This window comes from Streptomyces sp. NPDC093071 (assembly GCF_044754545.1).
In the GTDB taxonomy this organism is placed as follows: Bacteria; Actinomycetota; Actinomycetes; order Streptomycetales; family Streptomycetaceae; genus Streptomyces.
This window is the reverse complement of record NZ_JBIVPH010000006.1, coordinates 39,834-57,613: the sequence shown is the minus strand read 5'-3', so window position 1 is coordinate 57,613 and position 17,780 is coordinate 39,834. Positions and strand designations below refer to the sequence as shown.

Annotated in this window: 16 protein-coding genes; 5 read left to right on the top strand and 11 right to left on the bottom strand. The window is 73.4% G+C overall.

Features of this window, described 5'->3' with window-relative positions; translation table 11 throughout:
• Positions 1-42: 42 nt before the first annotated feature.
• The 5 genes from ACIQD7_RS23085 to ACIQD7_RS23065 are packed head-to-tail and all read right to left on the bottom strand — an operon-like array spanning position 43 to position 5,461.
• A complete protein-coding gene (locus ACIQD7_RS23085; RefSeq protein ID WP_402443882.1) occupies positions 43-1,017 on the bottom strand; it encodes an ABC transporter substrate-binding protein in 975 nt (324 codons plus the stop codon).
• Positions 1,018-1,059: 42 nt separating this feature from the next.
• The gene (locus tag ACIQD7_RS23080) at positions 1,060-1,860 is read right to left on the bottom strand and encodes an amino acid ABC transporter ATP-binding protein (RefSeq protein WP_402443881.1); all 801 of its coding nucleotides are present in this window, start codon (positions 1,858-1,860) and stop codon (positions 1,060-1,062) included.
• Positions 1,857-2,753, bottom strand: coding sequence for an amino acid ABC transporter permease (locus tag ACIQD7_RS23075; protein WP_402443879.1), 897 nt, complete (start codon positions 2,751-2,753; stop codon positions 1,857-1,859). Before ACIQD7_RS23075 ends, ACIQD7_RS23080 begins: the two co-directional genes overlap by 4 nt.
• A 48-nt stretch (positions 2,754-2,801) precedes the next feature.
• Positions 2,802-4,607 carry an FAD/NAD(P)-binding protein gene (locus ACIQD7_RS23070; RefSeq protein ID WP_402443877.1) on the bottom strand — a complete coding sequence of 602 codons (1,806 nt, stop codon included), beginning with the start codon at positions 4,605-4,607 and terminating at the stop codon, positions 2,802-2,804.
• Positions 4,604-5,461 (bottom strand): amino acid ABC transporter permease, encoded by an 858-nt coding sequence (locus ACIQD7_RS23065; RefSeq protein ID WP_402443875.1) that lies wholly within the window; start codon positions 5,459-5,461, stop codon positions 4,604-4,606. Before ACIQD7_RS23065 ends, ACIQD7_RS23070 begins: the two co-directional genes overlap by 4 nt.
• A 551-nt stretch (positions 5,462-6,012) precedes the next feature.
• Between ACIQD7_RS23065 and ACIQD7_RS23060 the strand changes: the two genes are divergently transcribed.
• Together ACIQD7_RS23060 and ACIQD7_RS23055 are read left to right on the top strand one after the other, a co-directional pair.
• Complete coding sequence (locus ACIQD7_RS23060) at positions 6,013-6,510, top strand: GNAT family N-acetyltransferase (RefSeq protein ID WP_121833068.1); 498 nt, start codon at positions 6,013-6,015, stop codon at positions 6,508-6,510.
• Complete coding sequence (locus ACIQD7_RS23055; protein ID WP_402443873.1) at positions 6,507-7,484, top strand: ABC transporter substrate-binding protein; 978 nt, start codon at positions 6,507-6,509, stop codon at positions 7,482-7,484. The genes ACIQD7_RS23060 and ACIQD7_RS23055 overlap by 4 nt, the downstream gene beginning before the upstream one ends.
• A 78-nt stretch (positions 7,485-7,562) precedes the next feature.
• On the opposite strand, the gene ACIQD7_RS23050 is transcribed toward ACIQD7_RS23055, so the two are convergent.
• Positions 7,563-8,837: a DUF5685 family protein gene (locus ACIQD7_RS23050; protein ID WP_402443871.1), complete on the bottom strand. Its 1,275-nt coding sequence runs from the start codon at positions 8,835-8,837 to the stop codon at positions 7,563-7,565.
• Positions 8,838-9,208: 371 nt separating this feature from the next.
• Here ACIQD7_RS23050 and ACIQD7_RS23045 point away from each other — a divergent pair, with 371 nt between their 5' ends.
• A complete protein-coding gene (locus tag ACIQD7_RS23045) occupies positions 9,209-9,640 on the top strand; it encodes a cell division protein SepF (protein ID WP_121831887.1) in 432 nt (143 codons plus the stop codon).
• Between the two features lie 42 nt (positions 9,641-9,682).
• Here ACIQD7_RS23045 and ACIQD7_RS23040 read toward each other — a convergent pair whose 3' ends face one another.
• The gene (locus ACIQD7_RS23040; protein WP_402443869.1) at positions 9,683-11,410 is read right to left on the bottom strand and encodes an MFS transporter; all 1,728 of its coding nucleotides are present in this window, start codon (positions 11,408-11,410) and stop codon (positions 9,683-9,685) included.
• A 471-nt stretch (positions 11,411-11,881) separates the two neighbouring features.
• Here ACIQD7_RS23040 and ACIQD7_RS23035 point away from each other — a divergent pair, with 471 nt between their 5' ends.
• A complete protein-coding gene (locus ACIQD7_RS23035; protein WP_373682794.1) occupies positions 11,882-12,712 on the top strand; it encodes a phosphatase PAP2 family protein in 831 nt (276 codons plus the stop codon).
• Between the two features lie 79 nt (positions 12,713-12,791).
• On the opposite strand, the gene ACIQD7_RS23030 is transcribed toward ACIQD7_RS23035, so the two are convergent.
• The 4 genes from ACIQD7_RS23030 to ACIQD7_RS23015 all read right to left on the bottom strand — a co-directional run bounded on the left by ACIQD7_RS23030 (position 12,792) and on the right by ACIQD7_RS23015 (position 16,645).
• Complete coding sequence (locus ACIQD7_RS23030; protein ID WP_121831881.1) at positions 12,792-13,007, bottom strand: I78 family peptidase inhibitor; 216 nt, start codon at positions 13,005-13,007, stop codon at positions 12,792-12,794.
• A 291-nt stretch (positions 13,008-13,298) separates the two neighbouring features.
• Complete coding sequence (locus ACIQD7_RS23025; protein WP_402443866.1) at positions 13,299-14,267, bottom strand: helix-turn-helix transcriptional regulator; 969 nt, start codon at positions 14,265-14,267, stop codon at positions 13,299-13,301.
• A 369-nt stretch (positions 14,268-14,636) separates the two neighbouring features.
• Entirely contained in the window at positions 14,637-15,911 is a 1,275-nt protein-coding gene (locus ACIQD7_RS23020) for a glycosyltransferase family 4 protein (RefSeq protein ID WP_402443864.1), read from the bottom strand.
• 140 nt (positions 15,912-16,051) lie between these two features.
• Entirely contained in the window at positions 16,052-16,645 is a 594-nt protein-coding gene (locus ACIQD7_RS23015; RefSeq protein WP_402443862.1) for a transglycosylase family protein, read from the bottom strand.
• Positions 16,646-16,861: 216 nt separating this feature from the next.
• Here ACIQD7_RS23015 and ACIQD7_RS23010 point away from each other — a divergent pair, with 216 nt between their 5' ends.
• Complete coding sequence (locus ACIQD7_RS23010) at positions 16,862-17,644, top strand: hypothetical protein (RefSeq protein WP_402443860.1); 783 nt, start codon at positions 16,862-16,864, stop codon at positions 17,642-17,644.
• The last annotated feature ends 136 nt before the right edge of the window (positions 17,645-17,780 follow it).

Sequence of the window (17,780 nt, the reverse complement as noted above, 5' to 3'; positions counted from 1 at the left end):
GGGCCGGGCGGACCGGCCCCGTCGCGGTTCTTTCTGGGCGGGTCAGTTCTTGGTGCGGGGCAGGCCGGGCGGGTTGATCTCCGACTTGGGGACGGACTCGCCGTCGAGGCCCCAGCGCTTGAGGACCTGGGCGTAGGTGCCGTTCTGGATGACGTGGTCGAGCGCGGCGGCGTAGGCGGCGACGAGGCCGCTGTCCTTCTTCGTGGTGGCCGCGATCTTGCCCTGGAGCCCGGCGCCCGCCCCGGAGAACTTGCCGACGACCTCCGTCTGCCCCGAGGAGAGCACGTGGTAGGCGGCGACCGGGTTCGGGCCGAGGTAGGCGTCGATCCGGCCGGACTGGAGCGCCAGGTAGTAGTCGGAGGTGTTCTGGTAGTACTTGATGTCGACCGGCTTGCGCCCGGCCTTCTCGTTCTGCGCGGACCAGTCGACGAGGATCTTCTCCTGGTTGGTGCCGGAGCCGACCGCGATCGCCTTCCCGGCCACGTCCTCGGGCCCCTTCACCGTCCAGCCGGAGCCCTTCTTGGCCTCGAAGGCCAGGTCGTCCAGGCGGTAGGTGGCGAAGTCGTACTTGTCCTTGCGCTCCTCGGTGACGGTGACGTTGGAGAAGACGCCGTCGTACTTGCCGCTGTCCAGGCCGACGAAGAGGTTCTCCCACGAGACCGCGTTGAACTCGGGCTTCAGGCCGAGCGCGTCGGCGACCAGGGTGGCGATGTCGATCTCGACGCCGATCAGCGTCTTGTCGTCGGTGGCGCGGAAGGCGAGCGGCGGATTGCTGGACGCGGAGACGCCCAGGACGAGCGTGCCTCTCTCCCGTACGGCCGCCGGGAGCTTGGCGGCGATGGCGTCGACCTTGGCGGTGTGGACGCGGTTCTGCTCCGGGGTCAGGTTGATGCCGCCGCCCTTCTTCGCCTCGGGCTTGGTCTCGTTGAGAGCGGCGTCGCCCGAGCCGCAGGCGGTGAGGACGCCGAGGGCGGTGAGCGAGGCGAGGGCGGTGAGGAGGGTGCGGCGGGACTTCATGACGGTGCTCCTGTCGTGAGGCGGTGAAGGGGGAAGGGAGGGTCAGAGGACCTTGGAGAGGAAGGCGCGGGTGCGCTCGTGGCGCGGGTTCTCCAGCACCTCGGCCGGCGGGCCCTGCTCGACGATCCGGCCCTCGTCCATGAAGACCACGGTGTCGGCGACCTCGCGGGCGAAGCCGATCTCGTGGGTGACGACGATCATGGTGGTGCCGGTGGCGGCCAGGTCCTTGATGACGTCGAGGACCTCGCCGACCAGCTCGGGGTCGAGCGCGGAGGTCGGCTCGTCGAAGAGGAGCAGGCCCGGTTCGAGGGCGAGCGCGCGGGCGATGGCGACCCGCTGCTGCTGTCCGCCGGAGAGCTGCTTGGGGTAGGCCTCCGCCTTGTCGTCGAGTCCGACGCGTTCGAGCAGCTTCCGGGCCGCGGCCTCGGCCTCCTTGCGGGGGCGCTTGAGGGCCGAGACGGGGGCCTCGACGATGTTCTCCAGGACGGTCAGGTGCGGGAAGAGGTGGAAGTTCTGGAAGACGAAGCCGATCCGGGTGCGCTGCTTGAGGATCTCGCGCTCGCGCAGCTCGTAGAGCTTGTTCCCGGAGCGCCGGTAGCCGACGAGGACGCCGTCCACGCTGACCGTGCCGCCGTCGACCTTCTCCAGGTGGTTGATGGTCCGCAGCAGGGTGGACTTGCCGGAGCCGGAGGGGCCGAGGACGACGGTGACCTCGCCGGCCCGCACGTCGAGGTCGATGCCGCGCAGCACGTGCAGGGGGCCGAAGTTCTTGTGGACGGCCCGGATCTCGACCTTGGCGGTGGTGTCGGCGGGGGCCGGCTCGGCGGTGGTGGCGGAGCTCATCGGGTGCTCCCCTTCGCGTAGTGGCGTTCGACGTAGTGCTGGACGACGGAGAGCGCGGTGGTGAGCAGGATGTACCAGGCGGTGGCGACCATCAGGAGCGGGACGACCCGCCCGTTGCGGCCGTAGACGACCTGGACCTGGTAGAAGAGTTCGCCGATCGCCATGACCGAGACGATCGAGGTGCCCTTGAAGAGCGAGATGACCTCGTTGGCGGCGTTGGGCAGGATGGAGCGCATCGCCTGCGGCAGGACGATCCGGCGCACCTGCCGGAGCTTGGGGATGCCGAGGGAGGCCGCGGCCTGCAACTGGCCCTCGTCCACGGCGAGTACGCCCCCTCGGACGATCTCGGCCGCGTAGGCCGCCTGGTGCAGGGCGAGTCCGAGGACGGCGGCGCTCATCTCGCCGACCAGGCCCATCGTGTCGAAGGAGAAGAAGCTCGGCCCGAAGGGGATGCCGACGCTCAGCTCCTTGTAGAGGTAGGCGAGGTTGAACCAGAAGAGGAGCTGGACGATGAGCGGGATGGAGCGGAAGGCCCAGATGTAGCCGAAGGCGACCGAGCGCAGGAAGGGGCTGGCCGACAGGCGCATGAAGGCGACCACGATGCCGATCGCGAAGCCGAGGGCGGTGCCGTAGAAGGTGAGCTGGAGGGTGACCCAGACGGCCTTGAGGATCGTCTCGGTGGTGAAGAACGCGGCGAAGACGTCCCACTCCCAGCCGGGGTTGGTGACGAGCCCGTGGGCGAACTGCACGAGCAGGACGGCGGTGGCGGCGACGGCCACCCAGCGCCAGGGGTGGCGGACGGGGACGACCACGAGGTCGGCGGCCGGCGGCGCGGCGGGGGCGGCCGGTTCCTTCGTGAGCGGGTCGACCGGTGGGTCGCTGGTGAGAGCCATGGCGGTTCCTCGGGAGAAGGGCAGGGCGGGGTACGGGGGGAGCGCCGGTCAGGCGCTCAGCGGGGCCGGGAGGCGACACTCCAGGTCCCGCAGGAAGGCGAGCGCGGCCCGTGCGGTGACGTCGTTCTGCCCGAAGGCGACCCCGCCGGTGCGGGGCCGGGTGAAGGCTCCGCCGGCGCGGGCGGTGGTGTGCGGGCCGAGCGCGAAGCGGCGCGGGTGCGGGCGTCCGTCGCGCTCCAGGATCCGGCCGTCGACGGGGTCGACGACGAGGAGGCCGCTGGCGGTGGCGCGGGCCCCCTCCTCGTGCAGGGCGCGCAGCAGCGGGCTGCCGGTCAGCTCCAGGGTGGGGTCGGGCAGCCGGGCCTCGACCAGGGCGCGGGCCCCGGTCCACTCCCCCGGTACGGCGTCGGAGGAGGCCCGGAAGAGGCCGCGTTCCTCGTCGGTCTCGACGGTGACGCGGGGTCCGAGGAAGCGGACGACGCCGGCCCGGGAGAGCGCGAGGAGCTGGCGGAGGCGGGGTCCGGGCGGCCCGGAGGCGAGGTAGCTGAAGAAGCCGTGCCACCAGCCGCCGGGGTCCAGGCGCGAGCCGAGCCGCACGAGCTGTCCGTAGGCGGAGAGCAGTCCGGCGAAGACGGCGGCGTCGGCGCTGTGGGCGGGGTCGTGGCGGCGGTCGAGGTCGGCGGTGATGTAGCCGCGCAGGCCCTCCTGGAGCGCTTCGGCGGAGGCGAAGCGGGCTCCTTCCAGGGGGTGGTCGAGGGCGTCGAGGTCGAGCCGGTCGGCCGGGTCGGGGACGGCGGCGGCGACCAGCGCGGCGAGTTCGGCGCCGCGCGGCTCGGCCGCCTCGTAGGCCTTCTCGAAGTCGCTCCAGGGCAGCGCGGTCCGCTCGGGGTGGGTGGAGAAGAGCCGGTGGTAGTGGGCCCAGCCGAGTTCCTTGTCGACGAGCGGCCACACGTCGCGCCGGAAGTCGATCGGGCCGCCCCGGGCGAGCAGGGCGTCGGTCTGCTCGGTGCCGAAGAAGCGGGGCAGCGGGGGCCGTTCGCCGTCGAGGGCGTAGCCGATCTTCGAGTGGTACGGGACGCCCCGGCGCGATCCGACGTGCAGGACGGGCTCCCGGCCGGAGGGCACGTAGACGAGGTCGTCGCCCTCGCCCTCGTACCGGCCGCCGCGGCCCTCGGTGAGCAGCACCATCAGGTCGACGAAGGCGAGGCCGAAGCCGCGGACGATGACGGGCTCGCCAGCGGGGAGCGCGCTCAGGTCGCTGTCGGCGGTGAAGTCGGGCGGCAGGTGGACCAGGCCGTGGCGGGCGGCGAAGTCGGCGAGCGCCCGCTGTTCCCGGTCGGGTTCGGCGTCGAGGTGGCCGACGGTGAGGACGACCAGGTCGGCGGGGAGGGGCACGGGGGCGCCCTCCAGCCAGACCCGCTGGCGTCCCTCGCGGGGGCCGCCGATCCGCAGCGCGCCGGTGCGGTGCTCGTGGACGGTGACGGAGGGGGGCAGCGCGGCGCGGGCCCGCTCGTACACCCAGCGCAGGTAGGCGCCCTGGAGGGGGCGGGTGGGGAAGGTGCGGCCGTCGATGCCGGCCCATTCGGCGAGGGTGGGGCCCGGCCGGACGGGTCCTTCGAGGTCCACGGTCTCGTCGGTGAACATCGTGACGTCCTCGGCCTGGGAGTTCATCCAGAGCAGCGGGGACTGTTCGGTGCGCCATATCCGGCCGGGGCCGGGCGGGTGCGGGTCGACGAGGTGGACGTCGAGGGGCCGGTCGCCGTACAGCTCGGGCAGGTTGGCGGCGAGCCGTTCGAGGAAGCCGGTCCCCCGCGGCCCGGCGCCCACGACGACGACGGAGGGACGGGTGCTCATCGGCCACCGGCCGTTCCGCGGGCGTAGTGCCGCTCGACGTAGTACTGGCCGATGCCGAGCACCGAGGTGACGGCGACGTACCAGAGGGTGGCGACGAGGAGCAGCGGGATGATCTCGTACGTGCGGTGGTAGACGAGCTGGGTGGAGTAGAGCAGGTCCTGGACGGCGATCACGGAGACGATCGAGGTGCCCTTGAGGGTGCCGATCAGCATGTTCCCGGCGGGCGGGACGATGGCGCGCATGGCCTGCGGGAGGACGATCCGGGAGAGCCTGCGCCACCGGCCGAGGCCGAGGGACTCGGCGGCCTCGATCTGGCCCCGGTCGACGGAGAGGATGCCGCCGCGGACGACCTCGGCGGCGTAGGCGGCCTCGTGCAGGGTGAGGCCGATGACGGCGACGGCGAGGGGGCCGAGGAGGTTGACGGTGTTCACGCCGAGGATCTGCGGATAGAGCATCCCGATGTTGAACCAGAAGAGCAGCTGGACCAGGATCGGGGTGGATCTGAAGAACCAGATGTAGCCCCAACTGACCGCACGCAGAACGGGGTTGGCGGAGAGCCTGAAGACGGCGAGCAGGGTGCCGAGGGCGAAGCCGAGGACCATGACCAGGGCGGTCAGCCACAGGGTGAGGCCGAGGCCGCGCAGGATGGACGCGGAGGTGAAGTACTGGGCGACGACGTCCCACTGGAAGGCCTCGTTGCGGACGACCGAGACGAGGCCGAGCGCGAGCAGCACGAGCACGGCGCCGGCGGCGGTCCACTGCCCGGTGCGGCGGGCGGGGACGATCCGGAGGGCTGGTTCGGCCGGCGGCGGGGCCGCGGCCTCCTTGGCGAGGGTGGCGAGGGGTGTCGACATGCGAAGGCTCCGTGGCTGCCAGGGGGCGGATCGAACACGGGAGTGCACGCGGGAACCGATGACGGTGTTCACGGGAAACGCGAAAGGTGTTCACGGGAACACGCCGTGGCGGTCGCGGGGAACGCGGATGGGCGTTCCGCTCGGGAACGCGCGGGCGTTCACACGGGGTGCGCCTTCGTACGCACGGCGGGCGGCGAGCGCGGGACCGGGCCCCTCAGCCCGGTGTCCGCCCTGTGAGGCTACGGCCGTCGAGCGGAGCCTTGTCAAGTCCGTCCGGAATATGAGCCGTTCGTCTCACCATGGTTAACGGGGAAACGGATGCCTGTTCCACTGGGCCCATGCATTCGCAGCAGCTGGTCACGCGCTCCCACATCGACTTCGGTCGCGTGTGGTCCTCTTCCTGTTGAGCCGACCCCCTGCGTCTTCCTCCGCTCCCCACCCGCCCGCGGTGTCCTTCCCGACGCCGCCGGCGTCGCCTTCACCCGCGCGGCACTGAGCTCCCCTCCCCTCGCTCCTGACCCTTCCCCGTTCTCTTCGCCCGAAAGAGACGCATGCCTCTCACGCCCAGTCGTGAGTCCGCGCTGTCCGTGCGCCGGACCACGACCGACGACCCGTTGGCGCGCCCGCTCCTCGACGAGCTGGCGTACGAGTACACGACCCGGTACGGCTCCGCGCACGATCTGAGCCGGTATCCGGCGGAGGAGTTCGCCCCTCCCCACGGCGCCTTCCTGCTCCTCCTGGAGCAGGGCCTGCCCGTGGCGGGCGGCGCCTACCGCCGCTACGACGAGCACACCGCCGAGCTGAAGCGGATCTGGACCCACTCGGCGCACCGCAGGCGCGGGCTCGCCCGCCGCGTCCTGACCGTGCTCGAACGGGAGGCCGCCGCCCGCGGCTACTCCCGGATCTACCTGACGACCGGGCCGCGCCAGCCGGAGGCCAGGGGCCTCTACCTGGCGAGCGGCTACCGGCCGCTCTTCGACGTGTCCGCCGATCCCGAGACGATCGGCCCGCTGCCGTTCGAGAAATTCCTGGAGAACCCGAAGCCATGACCACGCGCACGAGTTCCGGACCCGCCCGCACCACCCTGGCCTTCGCCCTGATCACCGTCGCCGCGCTCGGTCTCACCGCCTGCGCGGGCGGCGATCCCGCGACCGCGCCGGCCGGGGCCTCGGGCGCCCCGGGCGCGGGGAAGGGCGCGCTGCCCACCGAGGACGTGGTGGCGGGGGTGCGGAAGAACGAGGCCGCGGCGAAGCTGCTGCCCGCCGACGTGCGGCAGCGGGGCGGCTTCACGGTCGCCTCCTCCGTGGCCACCCCGCCCAGCTCGGCCTATCTGCCGGACGGCCGGACCGTGGTGGGGGTGGACGCCGACTTCTCCGCGGCGGTGGCGAAGGCGCTGGGCCTGGAGCTGAAGCGCGAGGCCGTGGGCTTCGAGGCGATCCTGCCGGCCCTCGGCAGCGGCAAGTACGACGTGGGCACCGGGAACTTCGGCGTGACCGAGGAGCGGCGCAAGACGATCGACTTCGTCACGTACGTCAACGACGGGCAGGGCTTCGCGGCCCGGGCCGACAGCCCGCTGAAGGACATCACCGACCTCACGCAGCTGTGCGGCCTGAAGGTGGCGGTGGACGCCGGCACCACCTTCGAGCGGACCCTGGAGAAGAACAAGGGGCGGTGCGCGGAGGCGGGGAAGAAGCCGTACGAGGTCAACGTCTACAGCGAGGTCGGGGCCGTCTGGATGGCGATCCAGCAGGGGCGCAGCGACGTCGTGATGAGCACGATCAACGGCTTGCGGTACGCGGTGACGCAGCAGAAGAACATGAAGTTCCTCAACGAGTACCGGCGGCTCGACGTCGGCTTCGCCTTCAAGAAGGGCACCCCGCTCGCGCCCGCCTTCCAGGCCGCGGTGAACGGCCTGAAGGCCGACGGGACGTACGACCGGATCCTGAGGAAGTGGGGGGTGACGGGCTCGGGCATCGAGCGCTCGGAGATCTCCCCGCCGGAGATCCCCGCGCCGAAGAAGTAGCGGTACGGGGGCGGCCCGCGGGGTCCCGCGGGGAAGGCTTCCCGGCGGGGCGCCCCGCCGGGATTCCCCGACGGCCCGTCAGCAGTCGCAGCCGCAGTTGCAGTCGCAGCAGCCGCCGTCCCCCTCGCCGCAGGAGCAGCAGTTGCCGCAGCAGTCACAACAGTCGCAGCAGTTCCCGGGGTCGCACTGGCCGCAGAGGCCCTCGCGGCGCTCCCGGCTCCAGGGGTCCTCGTAGGTCCCGCAGCACAGCTGGCAGGTGCAGGCGAGGCCGACCCAGAGGGCGCATCCGGCGATCAGCCCGCGCCGTCCGGGCGGCCCGGGCGGGAACGGCCCGCCGGGTCCCCCGGGACCGCCGGGTCCGGGGGCGTGGGGCCCGCCCGGCCCGCCCGGTCCGCCGGGTCCGGGCGCGAACGGGTTGCCGGGGCCCGGCCCCTGGGGGGCGTACGGGTTCCCCGGCACCGGCCCCCGTCCGGCGCCGTGCGCCCCGTGCGAGCAGGTCGTCGTGGCGAAGGCGCGGTCCACCGAGGTGCGCAGCTCGTGGGCGAGCAGGACGTGGACCAGCTTGCCGTCGGCGAACCGGGCGTCCTTGAGGGCGAGCCGGATGCCGTGCAGGGCGTCGTCGGCGAGCCGGCGGGCCTCCTCGCGGGAGGTGCCGGTCGCGGTGAGCGGGTTCCAGGCGCCGCTCGCCGCGTCGGCGTCCTGGTCCTCGACGGCGTCGAGGAGGTGGGCGAGCCGGCCGAAGAGGCGGCCGGCCTCGGCGAGCGGTTCGGCGTTCTCCGGGCGGCCCGCGAGGACGGCGGTGTGCGCGAAGGCGGCGGCGGTGGCGGTCTCGGTCGGTTCGGTGACGAGGAGCAGGGGCGTGCCGGGTCCGGCGAGTGCCTCGATGCCGGTCTGGCGGTCGACGGCGTCGACGAGGACGGCGGTGTCGAAGCCGAGGGCGCGGCCGGTCCTGGCCCCGGCCCGGTCCCAGGAGCGGGCGACCCGGCGGGCGGCGGCGGCGACGGGCCGGCGGGCCAACAGGCCGTCCCGGTCGGCGACGTGGTCCCGCACCTTCGCCGAGGCGAGGACGAGCGAGACGGCGGCGGCGAGCCTGGCCCCCTCGCCGCGGGCCACGGGCGCGGTCCTCATGCCGCGCAGCGGGCAGGGCCCGGCGGTGCGGCGGCCGCTCGCCAGGGTGCCGGTCTGAGCCTCCGTCAGGACCGAGACGATGAGCCCGTCGTAGTTGGTGACGACCCGGGCGAACTGGCCGTGGTCGGCGCGGAGCGCCAGGCAGAGGCCGCAGAGGTGGGCCGTCCACGCGGTCTTGAGGCCGTCGGTGAGCCGGTGCGTGCAGGGTCTGACGATTCCGAACAAGGACTCCCCCGTGAGTCGTGGGCCACGGGCCGCCCGGAAGCCGCCCGGAAACCGTGCGCAAGGTCGTACGGAGGGCCGTACGAAGGACCGTCGAGCGGCCTCGCGGCATCGTAGCGAGCGGGTCCGTTCACCCGTACGCGCCCATCGTCACTCTTCCGGCACGACTTTCATATTTTCATCTGCATGGCCCCTCCTCAGGGCCCGTATACCGCAAGTTTCCTGACGAATCGCCAGGAAACGGCCCTCACGTTCTGCACCAGTACCGTCACGAATCCCCTGCACGGCGCTTATCCGCTTGGCGCGCGATCCGCATCATGGACGACGATGGGGACATGCGGAACCACAAGTGACCGCGTTGAAAGGAGGCGTCGATGGGATCGGTGCGCAAGGCAAGTGCGTGGCTGGGACTCGTCGAGGACAACGACGAGCGTTACTACGACGACGAGTACGCCGACGGTGCCGAGAGCGGCGACGCCTGGGTGACGGACCCCCGGGTCCGGGTGGCCACGGACACCGCCGAGGAGCGGGGGCGCCGGATCGCCACCGTCTCCCCGGACGGCTTCCGGGACGCCCGGGGCATCGGGGAGCTCTTCCGGTCCGGCGTCCCGGTCATCGTGAACCTGACGGCGATGGAGCCGGACGACGCCAAGCGCGTCGTCGACTTCGCCGCGGGCCTCGCCTTCGGCCTGCGCGGTTCGATCGAGCGCGTGGCGACGCGGGTCTTCCTGCTGACCCCCGCCGACACCCAGATCGTCAGCGACTCCGGCCGGCGCCCGCAGGACGGTTTCTTCAACCAGAGCTGAGCGGGTCCGCCGGTCCGGCCGGGCACCTCCCGACGGATCGGGTCAGTGCGCCGGACGTCCTCCCGAGCCGGCGGGCTCGATCGCTTCCCGGGTCGCGGGCACCCGCGGCTCGGACGCCCCGGGCGATCCCGCCTTCCCGGTGTGCTCCGCGCCCCGGACCGGACCGTCCGGGACCTTCCGCGCGCCCTCGGCCTCCGCCGCCTCCGGGTCGTCCGGACCCTCGGGGTCGACCGGACACTCCATGACCCGCGGCAGCCGCAGGGCCATCAGCGCGCCGGCGAGCAGCAGCGCGGCGCTCACGAAGAGCGTGACGTGCAGACCGTTCACGAAGGACTGCCGGGCGGCCTGGTGCAGGGCGCCGCCGGCCGCGCCGCCGAGCTGGTCGGCCACCTTGTAGGCCTCGCCGAGCGAGTTCGCCGCGGCCCGGCCCGCCTCCTCCGGCACCCCGGGGACCCCGCGCAGACCGGGGGCGTACGCCGCGTTCATCACGCTGCCGAGCAGCGCGATGCCCATCCCCGCGCCGAGCTGGTACGAGGTCTCGCCGATCGCCGCCGCGCCGCCCGCGCTCCGCGGCGGCGCCTCGCTGAGCATCGACTCGTACGCCGAGAAGAGCGTGGTCTGGAGGCCGAAGCCGAGCAGCACGAAGCCCGTCGTGAGCAGCAGCGGCCGGTCGTGCTCCCCCATGAGGACGAGCAGCAGCACGGCCCCGGCCGTGAGCACGAAGCCCCAGCCAACCATCCGGCGCGGCCCGATCCGGCGCAGGGTGTACGAGCCGGTGGCGCCGGCCGCCATGGCGGCGAAGGTCAGCGGGAGGAGCCGGAGGCCGGTCTCCAGGGGGCTGAGGCCGAGGACCAGCTGGAGGTACTGGACGGCGATGAGCTCCAGGCCGACCAGGGCCAGCATGGCCAGGACGATGCAGCCGACCGAGGTGGTGAAGGCGGGGCGGGCGAAGAGGCCCGTGTCGATCAGCGGGTGCGGGCGCCGCTTCTGCCGCCGCACGAAGAGGACGAGGAGCGCCGCGCCGAGCAGCAGCGGCCCGGCGGTGGGCAGGGCGAGCAGCGGGTCGCCGGCCCCGGCGCGCTTGACGCCGAGGACGCAGCCGAGCACCCCGGCCGCGGCCATGAGGGCGCCGAGGACGTCCCAGGGGCCGTCGGCGGCGCCCCGGGACTCGGGCAGCAGGCGGCGGCCGAGCGGCAGGATCAGCGCCATCAGCGGGATGTTGATCAGGAAGACGGAGCCCCACCAGTAGTGCTCGACGAGGAAGCCGCCGAGGACCGGTCCGGTGGCGGCGCCGATCGCGGCGACCGCCGTCCAGATCCCGATGGCGGTGGCGCGCTCCCGCCGGTCGGGGAAGACCGCCCGGAGGATGGAGAGCGTGGCGGGCATGATCATCGCGCCGCCGACGCCGAGCAGCGCGCGGGCCGCGATGAGGACGGAGGGCTCGGTGGCGAGGGCGGCGACCGCGGAGGCGACGCCGAACAGCGCGTAACCGAGCAGCAGGACCCTGCGCCGTCCGACCCGGTCCCCGAGGGTGCCGAAGAGGATCAGGAGCGAGGCGCAGACCAGGGGGTAGGCGTCGACGATCCAGAGCAGCTCGGTGGCGCCAGGGCGCAGGTCCTCGGTGAGCGAGGGGACGGCGACGTGGAGGATGGTCGCGTCCAGGGCGACCAGGAGGAGGCTGACGCAGAGGACGACGAGGACGACCCAGCGGTTGGCGCCGCCGCCGGCGGCGGCACGGGGTCGTGCTGGGGCCGTGTTCGTCCGCGACATGTACGTACCTCCCGGTGAAACTCTCGCGCTCGGTGGGCCCCCGACCAGGGGCTGCCTCCCCGGAGCGGCCCGGCATCGACGGGCGAGTGAGCCGCCAGCGTACGCGAGTTCAAGCGTCGAGCGCGTGGTGCACCTCTCACCCCGTCGGGAGCCCGGGTGTGGCGTACGCCACTCGGGACGGTCCGCGGATCGCACGGAATTCCACGGGGGCATCCGTTCGGAACAATTCCCGGGCATTCAAACATTCTTCCGGAATGCCTCTTCGCGAATGGGTCCGCAGGTCATCCGATTTCCGGACGGACGCCGGTAATGAGCCGACTCCCGAGACCCGTTCCACATCACATCGTCATCACGAAGGGAGCGGTTTGACGGGGTCGGCTTCTCACTCCCTGTAACGTCGATTGGGTGCGTACCGACATCTTTGCCCGGCTGGACCGGGAGCCGGAACCGCCGAAGATAGAGGTCCCGGGGATGACCCGCACGCGTCTCGCCCTCTTCGGCGGGACGTCGGCGTTCTATCTCGCCATCGTCGTGGCCGTCCTGCTGTCGACCTGGCTGGTGACCCTCGACTGGAAGATCATGCTGTTCCGGCCCTACCAGCAGTGGCCGGAGCTGCACGCCTTCCTCGACTACTACGTCGTCCTCGGTCAGCGCGGCCCCACGGCCGTCATGGTGGCCGCCTGGCTGGGCTGGCGCTCCTGGCGCCAGCACACCCTGCGCCCCCTGCTGTGTCTCGGCGCCGCTCTTCTGCTGCTCAACGTCTCGGTCGGCTCGGTCAAGCTCGGGCTCGGCCGGCTCGGACCCCACTACGCGACGCAGGTCGGCTCCGCCGAGCTCTTCGCGGGCGGTGACATATTCCCCTCCGGTCACACCGCCAACGCGGTCGTGACCTGGGGAATCCTGGCCTATCTGGCGACCACCCCGCGGGCCCGGCGCTACCTCTCGGCGCTCTCCGCCGTGGTCGCGCTCGGCGTCGGCCTCACCACCGTCTACCTGGGCACGCACTGGCTGAGCGACGTGCTGCTCGGCTGGGCGGCCGGCCTGCTCGTCCTGCTCGCGCTGCCCTGGTGCGAGCCGGTCCTGGCCGTGGCGGAGTCGTGGATCCTCGCCGCGCGCGACCGGGTGCGGGAGCGGCTGCGGGACCGGCGGCGGCTCGTGCCCTCGCTTCCGGTGGCGTCCGGCGGGCCCCGGCCGGGGTTCTTCCCGACGCGCCCGCCCGGCCCCGAGGAGCCGGTCCGGGAGCCGGTCCGGGAGCCCGTGGGGGTGGCCGGCGGCCGGCGCACCCCGGCGACCGGGGGCTGAGCCCTCGCCCCTCCGTCCGTACGAGAAGAAGGGCCCCGGCCGGTCGGCCGGGGCCCTTCCGCGCGTGCCGGGCCGGGCGTCAGCCCAGCCAGCAGCGGGTGACGGTGCCGTCCTGGACCTCGAAGTTGATGCGCCCGGAGAGGTACTCCATGGTGATGATCGAGCCGGGCGGCAGGGTGCGGACGACGCTCCAGCCCCGGGTCCTTGCGAGCTGCTCGGCGCCTTCCGCGCCGAGGCCCACATAGGACTCGGGAGCGTCGCGGGGCGGTTCGGGAGTGCGCGATGTGGGTGCCATGAGCCTCACGTTAGTCCCTTGCCGGTCACGCTTGTGTCACAAGTTCTCGACATGAGTTTGCTGTGCTCCGTGTCACCCGGAAGGGCGGTTACCCGCCACTTCTCCACGGTTTCTCCGGCGATTTCCGGGGAACGTCCGGCCCTTCTCGTACGGGGAGGGGAAGGCCCGGCGGAAGGTGGGCCATTCCCTCTCGCCGGGCGGAGTTCCCGAATTGTTCCGGCGGTGCCCGCGCGGGGCGCTCACGGTTTCCTTACAGAATGCTTACGCCGTCCGGACACCCGGGCGCACGCGTCAGGAGTCCGTCCGGTCGAGAGTGCGGGACAGCCGGTCCCTGAGGTCCCGGACCCGGTCGGTGAGCTCCGGCGGCTCGACCACCTCGAAGTCGAAGCCCAGCATCGCCACGTGGATCAGCAGGACGTCGAGGCCGTGCGCCCCCGTCCGCAGCAGGCAGGACGCGTCGCCCTCGGCCTCCAGGACGCCGTCCATCGGGCCGACGGCCGGGGCGGCCACGGCGAGCGGCACGAGCAGCCGGACGGTCGCCTCCGTCGCGTAGGCGCCGCTGGACACGCCCTTCGCCACGTAGGCGGCCAGGTCCTCGGCGGGCGGTTCGCGGGGCGGGAAGCGGGGGCCGTGCGGCGGAGTGGGCTCGATCCGGTCGACCCGGAACGTGCGCCAGTCGGCCCGGTCCAGGTCCCAGGCGACCAGGTACCAGCGCCGCTCGGTGCAGACCAGGCGGTGCGGCTCCACGCTCCTGCGGGTGGCCGAGCCGCCGTGGTCCCGGTAGGCGAAGCGGAGCCGCTCGCCGTCCCGGCAGGCGTGGGCGATGTCGGTGAGGACCTCCGGGTCGACCCGCTCGCCCGGCGGGCGCAGCAGGGGCACCGTGAAGGCGTTCAGCGCCCCGACCCGCCGCCGCAGCCGGCCCGGCAGGACCTGCTCCAGCTTGGCCAGGGCGCGTACGGAGCTCTCGCCGATCCCCTCGACGCCCTGCCCGGCGGCGGCGCGCAGACCGACCGCGACCGCCACGGCCTCCTCGTCGTCGAGGAGCAGCGGCGGCAGCTCGGCCCCGGCCCCGAGCTGGTAGCCGCCGCCGGTGCCCGGGCTGGCGTGCACGGGATACCCGAGCTCCCGCAGCCGGTCGACGTCCCGCCGCACGGTGCGCGGGGTGACGCCGAGCCGGTCGGCGAGATCGGCACCGGACCATTCGCGGTGGGCCTGGAGCAGCGAGAGCAGACGCAGCAGCCGTGCGGAGGTCTCCAACATGCGCCGAGTCTGCCACCCGTCGCGGACAGCCACGGTCCGCAATCCGAACCGCCCGCTTCCGGCCGGGCCGCCGGGAGGGCTCTCTGGGCGGCCTGGGCCTTTCCGGGGGGCGGAGGCGGGCTTCAACGCGCGCCGGGTTATCCCGACCGGGCCGGAAACGCTCCTCGACGCACGCTGAACTCTCCCGGCCCTTCCGGCCGGGCCGGGCCGGAGACCGTCCTCGACGCACGCCGGGCCTCCGGGCCGGGCCGGGTCGTCTCCGCCTCGGTAGAGAGGGTCCTTACACGCGCCCGGCTCTCCCGGCCGCGCCGGAGACGGCCCCCGGCGCGCGCCGGACCCCCCGGCCGGGCCGGGGCCAGGCCCCGCAGGTCAGCGGAAGCGGCGGAGCAGGCGGCCCGCTCTCGCCTTCTCGGTGTAGACGGCGTCGACGGCGCGGCCCACGAGGCGGTGGAGGGCCGTTCGGGTCGGGGAGTGGGTGCGGCGGCCCGCGCCCCGGGTGAAGAGTTCCGTCCAGAGCTGTTCGTGCCGGGCGGCGATGCGGGCGGGGTCGAAGCGCTCGGAGGCGGTGAGGGCCGCCCGGGCCGTCTTCGCCCGCAGCTCGTCGTCCTCGATCAGCTCCCGCAGCGCCCCCGCGAACGCCGCCACGTCGTCGACCGGCACGAGCCGCCCGTCGACCCCGTCCTCGATGATCTCGCGCGGCCCGTTCGGGCAGTCGGTGGAGACCACCGGGAGGCCGCAGCGCATCGCCTCCACGATCGTCATCCCGAAGGACTCCCGCTGGGAGGTCACGGCGGCGATCGAGCCCTTGACCCACTCCGGCTCCAGCGGGGTGACCGACCCCATGAGGAAGGCCTGCTCACCGAGGCCCCGCTCCTCGATCCGCCGGGCGAGCGGCGCCCTGAGGTCCTGGACGGCATCCCCGGAGCCGTAGATCCGCAGCTTCCAGTCGGGATGGTCCCCGGCCACCCGCGCGAAGGCGTCGATCAGCACGTCGTACCGCTTGACCCGGGTCAGCCGGCCCGCCGCGACGACCGTCTTCGCCGCCGGGTCGGCCGGCGGCACCGAGGGCGCGGGCACGCTGTTGGGCACGCCCTCGATCCGTACGCCGGACAACCCCAGCCTCCGGTAGTCGCGGGCGTCGGCCTCGGTGACCGTGGTGACGGCGTCGAGGAGCGCGTACTCGTGGCGGATGTCCCGGCGCAGCCGGCGGCTGTGGCCCTCCAGGGTCAGGTGCTCCTGGCCGATCAGGACCGGCCCGCGCCGGGCCTGCCGGGCGAGGTGGACGTTGAGCCCGGGGCGGGTGGCGACGAGGACGTCGGTCTCCACCCCGCGCAGGTGCTCCCCGATCCGGGCGTCGGTGAGCGCGCTGTACTGCTTCCAGCGGCCGTCGCCGCGCGGGAAGACCCGGGCGGGGCGGTGGAAGTCGGGGTGCTCCCCGTCGTACCTGGGGCTCTCCTTCCGCAGGTCGACCAGATGACGCAGGGTCACCCCGCCGGGCAGGCCGAGCAGCGGACGGTCGCGGTGGCGGAACACCGACACGATCTCGACCTCGTGACGCTCCGCCAGTTCCTCGGCGAGCGTGAAGGTCGTGCGGATCGTGCCGCCGTAGTGGTAGCCGTTGTGGAGCAGAAAGGAGATACGCATCGCGCTGCCGGTTCCCCCCGGTCAGTTGATCGGTCGCCCGACTGTACTTGCCGGGGAGGCGGCGGCGCTCACGGGCGGCCGGGCGGTGGACGCCGGAGGTTCCCGGCGCCCGGCCGAACGGGCCCGTCAGAGCGGGCTCGTCAGAGCGGGGCGATGCGCAGCATGGTGCCGACGGCGACCCGGTTCGGATCGGCCCCGATCAGGCTCCGGTTCGCCGTGTACAGCGCCTGCCAGCCGCCCTTGATCCCGAAGCGGCGGGCGATCGAGCTGAGGGTGTCGCCGGGCTGCACGGTGTGGACGCGACCGCTCAGCCCGTACCGCTTGGAGCAGACGGGCCAGGCGCCCCACCCCTGGGTGCGCAGCACCTCCTCCGCGACCTTGATCTGCTGCGCGCGGGTCGCCAGGTCGGCGCGCGGGGCGTACGCGAGGCCGCCGTGCTCGACCCAGGTCGGCTGCCAGAACTGGAGCCCGCCGTAGAACCCGTTGCCGGTGTTGACGTGCCAGCGCCCGCTGCTCTCGCACTCGGCGACGCAGCCCCACGGCCACTGGTCCTTGGCGCAGGCGTACGCGGGCACGGAGGCGGCGGCCGTACGGGTCGTGGTGGCGGCCTGCGCCCGTGTCTGCGTCTGTGTCTGGGCCCGCGTCTGCGTCTGGGCCTGGGCGGGGGTCGGCGCCAGGGTGAGGAGCGCGGCCGCCGCGAGGGAACCGGCCGTCCAAAATCTGATCTTCGACATCGACGCAGGCTAGGCAGCCTCCCGGCACCCCCGGCCCGTGCCGCGCGGGACTCCACCGACACCCCACCCGGTCGGCGGCACCCGCCCGCCCCGGGCCCCGGCGGCAACTTGCCCCGCATCCGCGCGTGACCCCGGCCGAGCCTGACCCGTTGAACTCGGCATGAGACGACCGGGAACGGCCCGGCGTCCGCCCGTACCGAGTCCAGGGAGCCCCCCGTGCCGCGCATGCTCGACGTCAGCGAGGACGTACGCGCCGAGATCGGCGACGAAGAAGCCGACCGGCTGCTCGACGGCGACAACGCCCCGGGCAGCTACGACTGCACCTCCTGCCGCACGCCGGGGGACTCCGAGCAGGAGCGCACCAGCACGGTGCTGTTCGTCGGCGAGGAGACGGCGATCCTCGCGTTCGCCCACGCCAGCTGCATCCCGTCGCAGGTCGTCCGGGTCGCGGAGGAGCAGCTCCAGGGCGCCGTCGCCTCCATCACGGCCTCGGACGCCGCCGACGCGCTCTCCGCCTCCCACCCCGAGCAGGCCGTCCTCGGGGTCACCAGCGGACTCGTCCTGATCCAGGGCGAGCTGCACCCGGCCCTGGTGGTGGAGCCGACCGCCCCGGTGGCCCGCCCGGGCTCGGACGGCCTCGTCGACGAGTTCCTGCCGCTCCTGGCCGAGCAGGGCTTCCAGCAGGTCGTGGACCTCGACACGCGGCCGGTGACGCTGCCGGGCTGGTCGGTCCTGGTCGCCATGGGCCAGCTGCACTCGGTGCTCCAGCCGGGTCCCGGCGGCGCCGGGCAGGCCGCCTGGTGGCAGGCGCACCAGCCGCTCCAGGTCACCGAGGGCTGGCGCGCGGCGGCCAACAAGTCGCACACGGTCCTGGTCTTCGCCGCCCCCGTGGGCTCGATCGGCCAGCAGCCGCGCGAGGACCTGCTGCGCGACGCCCTGGAGAAGGCCGCCGCGAACGGGCGCCTGGTGGCCGCCGCGATGCCGCTGGCCGGCACGTGAGCGAGGGCCCGCGGCCGGGCTCGGGGTGGGTGCGGGTCGCCGGAGTGCCGGCGGAGCGGGGGACGCCGGGACCGGTGGCCCGCACCGTGCCGCGCCCCCGGCGGGCGTCCCATTCGGAGAGCCGCCCGCATCCGAC

Coding starts and splice junctions, on each gene's coding strand:
- ACIQD7_RS23085 (WP_402443882.1), bottom strand. CDS start 1,017: ATGAAGTCCCGCCGCACCCTCCTCACCGCCCTCGCCTCGCTCACCGCC.
- ACIQD7_RS23080 (WP_402443881.1), bottom strand. CDS start 1,860: ATGAGCTCCGCCACCACCGCCGAGCCGGCCCCCGCCGACACCACCGCC.
- ACIQD7_RS23075 (WP_402443879.1), bottom strand. CDS start 2,753: ATGGCTCTCACCAGCGACCCACCGGTCGACCCGCTCACGAAGGAACCG.
- ACIQD7_RS23070 (WP_402443877.1), bottom strand. CDS start 4,607: ATGAGCACCCGTCCCTCCGTCGTCGTCGTGGGCGCCGGGCCGCGGGGG.
- ACIQD7_RS23065 (WP_402443875.1), bottom strand. CDS start 5,461: ATGTCGACACCCCTCGCCACCCTCGCCAAGGAGGCCGCGGCCCCGCCG.
- ACIQD7_RS23060 (WP_121833068.1), top strand. CDS start 6,013: ATGCCTCTCACGCCCAGTCGTGAGTCCGCGCTGTCCGTGCGCCGGACC.
- ACIQD7_RS23055 (WP_402443873.1), top strand. CDS start 6,507: ATGACCACGCGCACGAGTTCCGGACCCGCCCGCACCACCCTGGCCTTC.
- ACIQD7_RS23045 (WP_121831887.1), top strand. CDS start 9,209: ATGGGATCGGTGCGCAAGGCAAGTGCGTGGCTGGGACTCGTCGAGGAC.
- ACIQD7_RS23040 (WP_402443869.1), bottom strand. CDS start 11,410: ATGTCGCGGACGAACACGGCCCCAGCACGACCCCGTGCCGCCGCCGGC.
- ACIQD7_RS23035 (WP_373682794.1), top strand. CDS start 11,882: ATGACCCGCACGCGTCTCGCCCTCTTCGGCGGGACGTCGGCGTTCTAT.
- ACIQD7_RS23030 (WP_121831881.1), bottom strand. CDS start 13,007: ATGGCACCCACATCGCGCACTCCCGAACCGCCCCGCGACGCTCCCGAG.
- ACIQD7_RS23025 (WP_402443866.1), bottom strand. CDS start 14,267: ATGTTGGAGACCTCCGCACGGCTGCTGCGTCTGCTCTCGCTGCTCCAG.
- ACIQD7_RS23020 (WP_402443864.1), bottom strand. CDS start 15,911: ATGCGTATCTCCTTTCTGCTCCACAACGGCTACCACTACGGCGGCACG.
- ACIQD7_RS23015 (WP_402443862.1), bottom strand. CDS start 16,645: ATGTCGAAGATCAGATTTTGGACGGCCGGTTCCCTCGCGGCGGCCGCG.